The 11,967-nt window shown below is 44.5% G+C and carries 11 protein-coding genes; 10 read left to right on the top strand and 1 reads right to left on the bottom strand.

Features of this window, described 5'->3' with window-relative positions:
• Positions 1-161: 161 nt before the first annotated feature.
• Entirely contained in the window at positions 162-1,094 is a 933-nt protein-coding gene (locus ACQEXR_RS12955) for a GGDEF domain-containing response regulator (protein WP_427020476.1), read from the top strand.
• A 77-nt stretch (positions 1,095-1,171) separates the two neighbouring features.
• On the top strand, positions 1,172-2,161 hold the full coding sequence (locus ACQEXR_RS12950) for a Solitary outer membrane autotransporter beta-barrel domain (RefSeq protein WP_427020475.1): 990 nt from the start codon (positions 1,172-1,174) through the stop codon (positions 2,159-2,161).
• Positions 2,162-2,164: 3 nt separating this feature from the next.
• Here the strand turns inward: ACQEXR_RS12950 and ACQEXR_RS12945 are convergent, their stop codons facing one another.
• Positions 2,165-3,400, bottom strand: coding sequence for a GGDEF domain-containing protein (locus ACQEXR_RS12945; protein WP_426951358.1), 1,236 nt, complete (start codon positions 3,398-3,400; stop codon positions 2,165-2,167).
• Positions 3,401-3,622: 222 nt separating this feature from the next.
• Here ACQEXR_RS12945 and ACQEXR_RS12940 point away from each other — a divergent pair, with 222 nt between their 5' ends.
• The 8 genes from ACQEXR_RS12940 to ACQEXR_RS12905 all read left to right on the top strand — a co-directional run bounded on the left by ACQEXR_RS12940 (position 3,623) and on the right by ACQEXR_RS12905 (position 11,913).
• A complete protein-coding gene (locus tag ACQEXR_RS12940; protein ID WP_427020474.1) occupies positions 3,623-3,988 on the top strand; it encodes a late competence development ComFB family protein in 366 nt (121 codons plus the stop codon).
• Between the two features lie 18 nt (positions 3,989-4,006).
• The gene (locus tag ACQEXR_RS12935) at positions 4,007-4,285 is read left to right on the top strand and encodes an HlyU family transcriptional regulator (RefSeq protein ID WP_427020473.1); all 279 of its coding nucleotides are present in this window, start codon (positions 4,007-4,009) and stop codon (positions 4,283-4,285) included.
• Positions 4,286-4,586: 301 nt separating this feature from the next.
• Entirely contained in the window at positions 4,587-6,137 is a 1,551-nt protein-coding gene (locus ACQEXR_RS12930; protein WP_427020472.1) for a Re/Si-specific NAD(P)(+) transhydrogenase subunit alpha, read from the top strand.
• A gap of 13 nt (positions 6,138-6,150) precedes the next feature.
• A complete protein-coding gene (gene pntB / locus ACQEXR_RS12925; protein ID WP_138970609.1) occupies positions 6,151-7,527 on the top strand; it encodes a Re/Si-specific NAD(P)(+) transhydrogenase subunit beta in 1,377 nt (458 codons plus the stop codon).
• Between the two features lie 139 nt (positions 7,528-7,666).
• The gene (gene vxrA / locus ACQEXR_RS12920) at positions 7,667-9,130 is read left to right on the top strand and encodes a sensor histidine kinase VxrA (protein WP_171052117.1); all 1,464 of its coding nucleotides are present in this window, start codon (positions 7,667-7,669) and stop codon (positions 9,128-9,130) included.
• On the top strand, positions 9,105-9,764 hold the full coding sequence (gene vxrB, locus ACQEXR_RS12915) for a response regulator transcription factor VxrB (protein WP_138970607.1): 660 nt from the start codon (positions 9,105-9,107) through the stop codon (positions 9,762-9,764). The genes vxrA and vxrB overlap by 26 nt, the downstream gene beginning before the upstream one ends.
• The gene (locus tag ACQEXR_RS12910; protein ID WP_427020471.1) at positions 9,764-10,645 is read left to right on the top strand and encodes a DUF2861 family protein; all 882 of its coding nucleotides are present in this window, start codon (positions 9,764-9,766) and stop codon (positions 10,643-10,645) included. The genes vxrB and ACQEXR_RS12910 overlap by 1 nt, the downstream gene beginning before the upstream one ends.
• Positions 10,646-10,704: 59 nt before the next feature.
• Positions 10,705-11,913, top strand: a complete 1,209-nt coding sequence (locus ACQEXR_RS12905; protein ID WP_331416624.1) for a conjugal transfer protein TraF — start codon at positions 10,705-10,707, stop codon at positions 11,911-11,913.
• Positions 11,914-11,967: the final 54 nt, after the last annotated feature.

The raw sequence follows: 11,967 nt of genomic DNA, 5'->3' as shown, positions 1-11,967 counted from the left end.
GCTAAAAGTCAACCTTCAATGGATGAATAACCCGTGGTAGAGTATGCTTTTATTAAGCGTGTGATTTCTTGATTGTTTTTCCGGCTTAAACGAAGATTTGACGATTTATTAGCGGATACCCGCACTAGGATATTGATAGAGTGGAAATAAACGGTTCTTCCATGAAGATTTTGTTGGTTGATGATGTTCAGATGGAACGTATTCAACTGGCAATTCGTCTCAAGCAACTTGGCCATACGGTCGAAATGGCTGACTCTGGTAGCCGAGCACTTGAGCTCTATCCACAGTTTGAACCTGAATTGATCCTCTTAGACATCTCTATGCCTGACATGAACGGTTTTCAGGTCTCACGCAAAATTCGAGAGCTCTATCCTGACTGGGTTCCTATCATCTTTCTTAGTGGGCATGATGAGCCAAGCATGGTCGCAAATGCCATTGAGGCTGGTGGTGATGACTATCTCGTTAAGCCCGTTGATATAATTGTCCTAAATTCTAAGCTTGTTGCGATGCAACGCATTGCCTTTATGCGTCGTGAACTGAAACAAAAAACCGCAGCGCTGGCCAAAGCCAACCAAGAACTTGCCCAACTCGCTCAAGAAGATGGTTTGACCAAAGTTAAAAATCGTCGCTTTATCGATTCAGAGCTTAAAGAGATGATCACGTTACATGGACGCCATGAACTGCCATTGAGCTTGATATTACTCGATGTTGATCGCTTTAAACTTTACAACGATAACTACGGTCACTTGGAAGGGGATCGTTGCTTAGTCACTATTGCTTCGATCATTAACGGTTTGTTCGAAAGAAGTGGTGAAGTCGTAGGTCGTTATGGTGGTGAGGAGTTTGTTGTTATTCTCGGCCATAGCGATGAAAACAAAGCGCACACCGATGCTCAACGCATACAAGATGCATTGGAAAATGCCCAAATAGCGCACGAATACAGTGATGTTGCCAATTACGTGACGGTGTCACAGGGTGTGTTCAGCAAAGTTCCTACCGGTCGTGAAAGTATCGACGAATTTTATGACTCCGTCGACAAGTTACTCTACCAAGCTAAGGTGGCGGGGCGTAATCAATTTAAGTGTTCAAAATAGTCAAATGTTCGTATTGCCTAACCGGAATTTTGACGTTAACTTATTCTTACTATTGATCTAATTGAGTTCAGGTCTCGATGTCTGTTTCACGGCTATCTCGCTATGTATCCCTGCCTTTAGTGCTTGTGTCACCGTTCGCGTGTGCGAAGGGCAGTCAAGCGTATCAGGCCTATCTGGAACAAGCTTTTTCAGCGGCTATCGTGCTAACTGATAGTGACGTTTTTACCTTCGGTGTCCACGATTTCGATCCAAACGAGTGGTTCAATCTCGACAACGAAGATATCGGCTCACAGGAGTCGGTTCTTTTGCGTCAGCAAATTGCGGTTTCGGCGCTACCATATACCTTTGATCTTAGCGACGATGAAGCGATCCATAAACACCAAATCTTTACACGGTTCTCAGTGCTTGCTTCGAGACAAGACTACGAAATCCGCGCACAGGATAGAGATGATTATCAGCACGAGTTTGTGTTAGGTGCGTTTACTGCCTACCGATATAAATACCAGCTGACAGACTTTTGGACAGTGACCCCAGGCGTTGGCTTACATCTCCAATATTTTAGAAATAATCACGATTACCGCAGTGATTTCTCGAATAATGTCGTAAAACCCGCATTGGATAATGTCATTTTTAACACTGATGCCTGGGCGCTATCGGTTGAACCACATGTTGAATTTAAGCACAACAAACCCACCACATGGGGAAGTTGGAATTGGTCGTCATCTTTCCACTATTTTTATGGACAAGGTTGGGGCGAGGCTAACTTTGGAGAAGTTGGCAATCCAGAAGGTTGGTATAGCGCGAATGGTATTGCAGCCTATTACAACGTCAGCCGTTTCGGTCGCTCAGTTCAATCTATCTACAGTAGTTTTCGACGAATAGATATTGGTGGCGATACCAGCAAACCACTTGGTACTTCATTCTATTACGAAGGGTCTGTCGGTTGGTTAATGACGCCACCGTTTGAATCGGATTGGATTGATAATGTTGGAATCGGCCTGAATATCAATTACGGGAGTAATCTCAAAGGGGGCAGTATTGTACTGTTCTTTAATCAGGCAGATTGACGGCTAGGCGAGACAGACCTGATTTCGTCCAGACTTTTTGGCCTTGTATAAAGCCTCGTCTGCACTCTTCATAACCGTGGAGACATCCTTGGTTTCGCTGCTGTCTGCAACCCCAATACTGATGGTCACATTAACGCTCTCTTCGTTCTTTTTCGGCCCACGTTTTTTAGAACCTAATTTGTCACTCTTTGGACGAGAATCCTGATCGCGCAGGGTCATTTCGTAAGACTCAATCGAGGTTCTAAGCCGTTCAAGATGATCTTTTGCTTCGTCAGCCAGCTTTCCTTTGAACAGGACAGTGAACTCTTCACCTCCATAGCGATACACCTTGGCACGTCCACCAACGAGCTGCAAGCGACTCGCAACAAGTTTAAGCACATCATCGCCTGTATCGTGCCCGTAGGTATCATTGAATGACTTAAAATGGTCGATGTCCAGCATGGCAATAGTGTAACGCCTGCCAAGATGGCGTAAATCAGACTCAAGCGCTAGGCGACCAGGGATATCGGTCAATGTATCTTTAAACGCCAATTCGTAACTGGCAGACAACAAGTAGACCAATAGCAAGATACCAGCGAGAGAGAACATGGTGCTCGAGATATGCGGAACATGGAAAAAAACAAATGTCGTCGACGCGAGCAAAGCTGACGAATAGAGCACGACATCGATTATCCGATTTTGACTCAGCACACAGATGGCAAATATCAGCACCATAGCCAGTAGATAGACTACGAGTATAAACGGCAGCTTTGAAACGGTTGGGATCACAAACAAAAAAGTTTCATTAATGTCGTCGAAGCCGCCGTCATAGAAATGCGTCAGAATGAGATAACACCACAGTACAAAAAGGCCAAGCTTAACCAAGTAGATGGCAAAAGAGTGTGAAAACAGATTGCTGTCCTTGTAACTAAACACTAAAACTAATGCGATAGGTAGCAATGCAGCCAGCAGCGAAAGCTCTAAGATTGTGGTGCCAGAAGACAGAGGTGACTGTAAACGGTTTTGGATCAACCAGTAAGCCACTGCAAGGGCGCTCGCTGTCATCGCGATGCGACTTTGTTTAAATGGATTGGCAAGCAAAATAGCCGTTGCGAACAAAACAAAAGGCATTTTGGTGACGAAACCAAGGTTCGCTTGAGTGAGTCTCACTACATTGTCCATACCGAAGGCGATAAACGTCAGCAATAGCAGAGGTAACGCAATTCGGAACCAATTTGTAGTGACGACGGAAAACGACATGAAACCTAGCCTGAATAGAAACAATTGTTGATTAATAACTCGTTAAGAATACTTTTATTTGATGAATTTCCAAGCTTTTTACTAAACTTATCTATGAAAACCTAAGGCGTGTATGAATTGTGTTCAAAAAATGGTGTTTGATTACGCATCACAATGAAAACCACATGCCGCGATGAAGTAAGCAATGTTAGGATAGGTAACTCTTAAAGGGAGTTAAGTTATATGCAGATTAGTGTTGACGTACATAACTATATGGAAAACTTGGTCGGGCAAGTCTTAGCCCAGCCAGAATATATTGAAAACTTTGATCATGAGCAGTTGGCTGATCTAGCGTGCTTAGCATTGAGTCAATTGAGGCCAGTCTATATTCGCCATGACATCGATTTTTTGTCGGCGTTGGCTGAAGAACGTTTAGTGACGTTAAAGCAATATGCGACGGTGGCGGTTGAAGCCGCCAAGACAATGATTGTTGACGACCGACGTAAAAATAGGAAAGATGAAGTGCCTGTCATATTCAGTAAGCAGGCATTTGATGACGACATTGAACTTGAGTGGTTCGAAAAACCACTTTTGCACAAGGCTAAGTAATTAACCAAGGAGTAGTGTGTGGGACTTTTTTCTCGCTTGTTTGGGGGCCAGAAAGCGCAACCAGAAGTTGCCGTAGAACCTGTTGAATATAAGGGTTATTTGATCTATCAAGAAGCACAGCCTGAGGGTGGTCAATACCGGATAGCAGGGCGAATCACCAAGCAGTTTGGTGAAGAGATAAAATCACACCGTTTTATTCGCTCGGACGTTTTGCCAACTGCGAACGATGCCAACGAATTTATGTTGAAGAAAGCGCAAATGTTCATTGATCAAATGGGCGACAACATTTTCCAATAAGATCCTATCGCAAATTGATAAGCATCATAAACTTGAGAGTCATTAGTCGTTATGCTGATGGCTCTTTTTAGTATTTAGATGCTACATAATCGGTTGTTTTAACGGTAATTTTTCCCAACTGGTTAGACCTTTTCTGACCTAATCTGTGGCATATTGCTGAACGATCTAACCAGCTGGTTTATTCATTCCCAACGGTTATATGTAATGATATTTTGTGTTTTTGTTACAAAATGCTTGAAGTATCTAAATTCGTTGGATAAAAACAGAACAATCATTGTTGCTGATAGTCAAGGAATAGCTAATGCAAATTGGTGTGCCAAAAGAAATACTCGCGGGTGAAACGCGAGTGGCTGCCTCGCCGAAATCGGTCGAGCAGTTATTAAAATTAGGCTTCGAAGTTAACGTAGAGGCTGGGGCAGGTGAACTCGCGAGTTTCGATGACGCTTCTTTTGAAGCGGCGGGAGCGAAAATCGTATCTACCGAGCAGGTTTGGGAGTCGGATTTGATCTTAAAGGTCAATGCGCCTCTTGCAGATGAAAAGAATGATGAAATTGCACTGCTAAAAGATGGTGCAAGCTTAATCAGTTTTATCTGGCCAGCACAGAACCCAGAGTTAATGGAAAAGCTTTCAAGCAAAAACATTAACGTAATGGCGATGGACGCTGTGCCGCGTATCTCAAGAGCACAAGCCCTTGATGCGCTGTCTTCCATGGCGAACATTGCTGGTTATCGCGCGGTCGTTGAAGCTGCGCATGAGTTTGGTCGATTCTTTACCGGTCAGATTACTGCCGCAGGTAAGGTTCCACCAGCGAAAGTACTCGTTGCGGGGGCGGGTGTTGCTGGTCTTGCGGCTATCGGTGCGGCTGGCAGTCTCGGTGCGATTGTACGCGCTTTTGATGTTCGTCCTGAAGTTAAAGAGCAAGTCCAATCAATGGGTGCTGAGTTCCTAGAAGTCGACTTCAAAGAGGACTCGGGATCTGGCGATGGTTACGCCAAAGAAATGTCGGATGAGTTCAACAAGAAAGCGGCTGAACTTTACGCTGAACAGGCGAAAGATGTTGATATCATCATTACTACAGCGCTCATTCCTGGTCGTCCTGCACCTAAGCTAATTACCAAAGAGATGGTAGATAGCATGAAAGCAGGTAGCGTTATCGTCGACTTAGCGGCAGCTAACGGTGGTAACTGTGAATACACGGTTGCAGACAAAGTCATCACAACAGCAAATGGCGTTAAGGTCGTAGGCTACACCGATATGGTCGGTCGTCTTCCTACCCAGTCTTCGCAACTTTACGCGACCAACATCGTAAACCTGTTTAAACTGCTGGCTAAAGAAAAAGATGGCAACATTAACATCGATTTTGAAGATGTTGTACTTCGTGGTGTCACCGTTATTAAGGAAGGTGAAGTTACTTGGCCTGCACCACCAATCCAAGTTTCAGCGCAACCTGAGCAAAAAGCAGCGCAACCGAAAGCGAAACCACAACCTAAAGTCGAAGAGCCAGTTTCACCAGTTAAGAAAATGGCAGGCTTAGTTGCTGCGGTAGGTGCATTTGCTTGGATCGCGTCTGTCGCTCCAGCGGCGTTTCTATCTCACTTTACCGTGTTCGTGCTTGCGTGCGTAGTAGGTTACTACGTGGTCTGGAATGTTACCCATGCACTCCACACTCCGCTTATGTCAGTAACAAATGCGATTTCCGGTATTATCGTTGTTGGCGCATTACTGCAAATCGGTCAGGGCAATGGTGTCGTATCATTCCTGTCGTTTATCGCAGTACTGATAGCGAGTATCAACATCTTCGGTGGATTCACCGTTACCAAGCGCATGCTTGAAATGTTCCGTAAAGATTAAGGAGTAACAGGGAATGTCTGCAGGATTAGTACAAGCAGCTTATATTGTTGCTGCATTATTCTTTATTTTGAGCTTAGCCGGATTGTCTAAGCAGGAGTCTGCGAGATCAGGGAACTACTATGGTATCGCAGGTATGACGATTGCGTTGATCGCGACGATCTTTGGTCCAGACTCTCAAGGTCTAGTTTGGATCATCATCGCTATGGTAATTGGTGGTGGCATTGGTATCCATTTCGCGAAGAAAGTAGAAATGACCGAGATGCCAGAATTGGTTGCGATTCTACATAGCTTTGTCGGTATGGCGGCGGTTCTTGTTGGTTTTAACAGCTATCTTGATGCACCGGAGTCAGCTACTCACGCAGAGCATGTCATTCACCTTGTGGAAGTCTTCCTCGGTGTGTTCATTGGTGCGGTGACCTTTACAGGTTCGGTGGTTGCGTTTGGTAAGCTACGTGGCATTATCTCATCTTCGCCACTAAATCTACCGCATAAACACAAAATGAATCTTGCCGCGATTGTTGTTTCAACGTTGCTTTTGGTTCATTTCGTTAATGCTGATGGCAGCATGTTTGCGCTTATCGTGATGACTCTAATTGCATTTGCATTTGGTTATCACTTGGTCGCTTCAATCGGTGGTGCCGATATGCCAGTTGTTGTTTCAATGCTGAACTCTTACTCAGGTTGGGCAGCAGCGGCAGCGGGCTTTATGTTAGCGAACGACCTTTTGATCGTAACAGGTGCGCTTGTTGGCTCTTCGGGTGCCATTCTGTCTTACATCATGTGTAAAGCAATGAACCGTTCATTTATCAGCGTTATTGCTGGTGGCTTCGGCCAAGAAGTGGTTATCTCTTCCGACGAAGAGCAGGGCGAACACCGTGAAACGTCGGCTGAAGAAGTGGCGGATATGCTGAAGAACTCGAAGTCAGTTATTATCACTCCAGGATATGGTATGGCGGTAGCACAAGCGCAGTACCCAGTGCATGAAATCACTGAGAAGCTACGTGCGCAAGGCGTTGAAGTTCGCTTTGGTATCCACCCAGTTGCAGGTCGTCTGCCTGGTCATATGAACGTGTTACTTGCCGAAGCTAAAGTACCTTACGACATCGTGTTAGAGATGGACGAAATCAATGACGACTTCCCTCAAACCGATACAGTATTGGTGATCGGTGCAAACGATACGGTTAACCCTGCTGCGCTTGAAGATCCAAACAGCCCGATTGCAGGCATGCCTGTACTGGAAGTATGGAATGCGCAAAATGTTATCGTATTCAAACGCTCTATGAACACAGGTTATGCAGGCGTTCAAAACCCGCTGTTCTTCAAAGAAAATACCCAGATGTTGTTTGGTGATGCGAAAGAGAGCGTAGACGCAATCTCTAAAGCACTATAAGCTCAACACTTCAATATAAAAGCCAGCAATATGCTGGCTTTTGTTATTTATGAGCATTATTTCTGACATGGATATCACATTTCGATTTTGTATTTTTGTCATAATGTTTTACTCTAAATCTAACCTACTGATTTATTGAATTTTTGCATTGATAAAGACGATACTAAAAGCAGCGATAATTGGCCTGATATTACAGTCGGGCGGTGTATACGCTGAGTCGCTGCCAGAGCGCATTGACAGATTTGTGGATCTATTTGATGAGTCGCAGGCGACGGTGTCTTACGATATTCGTAGTTTGCAGTCTGACTATCCCACACGTTTGCTCACGCCTGAATCTATGCTGCCTCAGACCGCCACGTATCCGCTGCGAGATGTTCAACGTCTCTATAACCTTGCACAAAACTGTACAGGTAAACTTCCACTTAGCCCTTTAATCACCGAACCACTGGTGTTTACGAGAGCGATGTGTAAGGGAACTCAGTTGAGCGAAAAATGGTTTGCTCGCAGTGCGTTGATTCATCCGGGCGGCGGCACATATGCTAGTCGTTATGTGTTAGGGCATCCTGACCAGTTGGAGAATTTACAACAGTACATGCATATTCAGGAGCGCGAACTCGCTCCGGATACGACCTTGCTGGGGCGTTTACAGCGAATGAACGAAGATGCCGTCCTTGCTTTGATTTCTGGTTCGAGCATGTTCGTTGAGCGTAATGAGCTATGGTTACGCCAAAATGATAATTATCTCGTGTTTCCGGAGAGCGTATGGCGAAAGAACATCGAAACAGCAGGGGTTACATTTAATTTAAGAGACTCGAGCGCGAGCTGTTTTGTTCAACGCGGTAATTTGTGTTGGGAAGTTGAAGACCACTCTGATCTTTTACGCATTAGTATGGTGGTTTTAGTCATTGCCAACATTTTGTTGGTGATGGGCTGGTCTGTTTATCGCTGGAATACCAAACGACAAGAGATGAAGAGCAGAATGCTCATTTTGCAAATTCTGACTCATGAGCTGCGTACACCGATCGCCAGTTTGTCGTTAACGGTCGAAGGCTTTCGCCGTGAATTTGAAAAGCTACCCGAAACTGTCTACGACGAGTTTCGCCGCCTATGTGAAGATTCACGACGTTTACGTCAGCTTGCTGAAGCGAGTAAAGATTACTTGCAATCTGATAACAAACCTCTTGCAACAGACTGGGTACCATCGGTTGGAGAGTGGTTAGAATTTAAAGTTGAAGAAGAGTTTAATAGCAACGTCAAATTTGTCATAAACCAAGACGTGGCGGCCAAACTCAATGTATATTGGTTAGGAACCTGTATAGACAATTTAATACGCAATGCGGTTAAGTATGGTGTTGCACCTGTTGTTGTCGATGTGACAACAGCGAAACAAAAAATTACGGTTAAAGTGATGGATCAGGGCGAGTTGTCTGCTAAAGATTGGCGTCAACTTCGAAAGCCGTTTGTAAGTAAAAGTGGCCTAGGATTAGGCTTAACCATCGTAGAATCTATGGTTGGAAGGATGGGCGGAAAAATGTCGCTAGTTGGTCCACCAACAACGTTTATTTTGGAGATACCTTGTGAAACAGACACTGCTTCTCGTTGAAGATGACAAAAACTTAGCTGATGGCCTGCTAGTCAGCCTTGAACAAGCGGGATACGAATGTTTCCACTCAGAAACAATTGCTGACGTCACTCAGTACTGGGAAAAAGCGGATCTTGTCATCCTTGATCGTCAGTTACCTGATGGTGACTCAGTTGACCACCTTGTAGAGTGGAAAAAGCTGAAAGATGTACCTGTTATCCTACTGACTGCACTAGTGACGGTTAAAGACAAAGTGATGGGTTTAGACGCAGGTGCGAACGATTATTTGACCAAACCTTTTGCCGAAGCGGAATTATTTGCCCGTATTCGAGCGCAACTGCGTGCACCTGAAGGGGATTCTTTCGACGACACTAAAGTGGTTACAGAGCATCTGATCATCGATAAGGCAACTCGTGAAGTTTTCTACCGAGACGAATCGATTACGTTAACGCGTACTGAGTTCGATTTGCTGCTCTTTTTGGCAAGCAATCTAGGCCGAGTGTTTACCCGTGACGAACTATTAGACCATGTTTGGGGATACAATCATTTCCCAACAACTCGTACTGTAGACACACACGTGTTGCAGCTGCGCCAAAAGTTACCAGGTTTAGAGATTGAAACGCTTCGTGGCGTTGGATACAAAATGAAAGCCTAATGGTTAAACCAAGCCTATTACTCGGTGCACTATTGGTCAGTGCACCGCTTTCAGCCCTACAAGTACCTTGGTTCGAAAGCAATTCACCATTAACACAGGCGCATAAGCATCTGCTTAATGACGATCTTCCGTCTATGTTTTCGTCTCTAGTAGAAGTTTGGCAACTGGAACAGAATCGCTCTATCACACCTCATCTAAATGACCTTTTACTTCAGTCACTAGAAATAGATTGTGGTAAAACACTCGACAACAAATCGTTACCTCAGTGGATCAACAATGTCATCGTACGTCGGACAGATATTCAAAGTCCTGGTCGTGATGCATACCGTGCTATCGTAGAGGTCGAAGCCAGTAAAGAGATCAAAGACATTTCTTTAACGCGTTGGGTGTCTAAGCCAATTTCGACAGACAATACTTTTACGGAAGCAACCCCAAAAGACAACGAAGTCGGAACTAAGATTTACACCAAACGATACAATCTAAATAGTCGCGTCACCATGGGATTATATCGAATTGATGTCACCGCCGCAGATCAGACATCTTGGAGTTCGTGGCTAATTCTTGGGGAACCGAAAGCGTCAGTCTCAGTGCGCTGGAATGCCAAAGCCCAATGGAAAGTAGAGCGTAACGCTTTACTCAATCCACATTGCCCACTGCCTAAACTGGATACATCGGTCTATGACTATGTCGATGGCAATTATGTTCGTGTTTGGGGACAAACCGTTGATGCAGATTATCCAACTTCACTCGGCAACATTGGTATCGAGCCCGGACGCTATGTTTTAGCGGTCGCAATTAACCATCAACGCTGGCAAGGGCCGATAATTGTTGAACAATCACAAATAATTAGCAAAACGTATGATGTTTCAGTAGAGGAATAATTAAAGTTGATAGACAATAGGTCGCTATAAACACATGGAATAAAAAAGTTTATACCGATATGAAAAAACAACTAACACTCTTATCGTTGTCTATCGCTTTAGCTTCGGGAACGGCTTTGGCAGCTAACTACGCGATTGAAGCTCGCGGAGATGCAATGGGTGGCGTTGGCGTTGTCTCTGCAAATTTTCTAACTGCTCCTTTCTACAACCCAGCACTCACTGCAATATATCGTCGTAATGATGACGTTGGCATGATCACACCAAGTTTTGGTTTATCGTATAGCGATGAACATATGATGGTTGATGACCTCGACAAGGCCGCAGGCTTAATCGACAAAGCGATTGGTGGTGACTATTCAAACATATCAGAACTAGGAACGACCTTAAACGCCCTAGAAGGTGACATTGCAAAACTTGAATTTGGTGGTGTCGTTGCATTTGCAATACCAAACCGATATGTAGCAGCGAATGTGTTCGGCAAAGCCTATGCAGAGTCATTTGCGCAAACAGATATCTACAAAGGTGCTAACAGTGGTATCGACCCAGCACTTAATCCTGCCATAAATGCAGAACTAAGTGCAGTAAATGCTGTTGGTGTCGGGGTGACGGAAGTGGGTATTTCATTAGCTAAATATCAGACATTCTTAGGCCAACACATTTCATTCGGTATTACACCAAAGCTTCAGCGGATCTACACTTATGTATATTCAGCTAACTTGAACAACTACGACATTAAAGATATTCGCGATAACGGCACTGGTGAAACCATGTTCAATATGGACGCTGGTTTTCTTTGGTTTTATGGCCCGCTCAGAGTTGGTTTTGCTGCAACAAACTTAGTCTCTCGTGACATTAATACTCAGGAGTTGGCTGGTTCTTCGGTGACTTCTAAAATCGATGCCACGCAAAGCCGTACATTTGATCCTGTTAGTTACTCATACCAGATGAGACCACTTTATACCGTGGGTGTTGGATTGGTTGCTGATTACGCAACGATTAGTGTTGACTACGATTTAAATGAAGAAGAGCGCTACACCAATTTTAACGACAACACTCAGATGTTAAGAGTTGGTGGTGAGATTGACATCATGCGCCAGTTAAAACTGCGTGCAGGTTGGAATCGCAATCTGGCTTACGACAATCTAGATGACACGGTTACTGCTGGTATCGGCTTGTCTCCATTGAACCTATTCCAACTTGATATTGGCGCGAGTTACACCAACGAAAATTCAATGGGAGCCTACATTAACTTCCTGACAAGTTACTAACTAAATCGTTAGGGTAGGTCACTAGCCTTTCTCTGTAATTCGTACTATAGTCGG

This window comes from Vibrio sp. TRT 2004, from assembly GCF_050113735.1.
Classification (GTDB): Bacteria; Pseudomonadota; Gammaproteobacteria; order Enterobacterales; family Vibrionaceae; genus Vibrio.
This window is presented reverse-complemented; position numbering and strand designations above follow the sequence as displayed.